Genomic DNA, 241 nt, shown 5'->3' with positions numbered 1-241 from the left:
GTGGCCGGGCTTTGCGCTTCGGCTGGGCATACCGCCTGAGATCACCTGCTTTAGTTTGCGTGCGGGATAGTGTTAAGCCTTCTGTTGCAATCGACCGGAGACTTCCCCAACTCATAAGGACCGCGTCTTTTAGGGAGGATCTGTCATGCCCAGCCTGTTTGAGCCGATTAAACTGGGAAGCATTTACGCCAAAAACAGAATTCTTATGGCGCCGCTGACGCGCGGCAGAGCAACCCGTGAG

Annotated in this window: 1 protein-coding gene; it reads left to right on the top strand. The window is 55.2% G+C overall.

What is annotated here, in order from left to right; all coding sequences use genetic code 11:
* Nucleotides 1–145 precede the first annotated feature (145 nt).
* Nucleotides 146–241 (top strand): oxidoreductase (locus CSR02_RS17355; protein WP_143225545.1); only part of this gene is annotated, 96 nt, incomplete at its 3' end.

This window comes from Acetobacter pomorum, assembly GCF_002738225.1.
In the GTDB taxonomy this organism is placed as follows: Bacteria; Pseudomonadota; Alphaproteobacteria; order Acetobacterales; family Acetobacteraceae; genus Acetobacter; species Acetobacter pomorum.
Note: the sequence above shows the minus strand (reverse complement) of the source record. Positions and strands in the feature narration are given on the sequence as shown.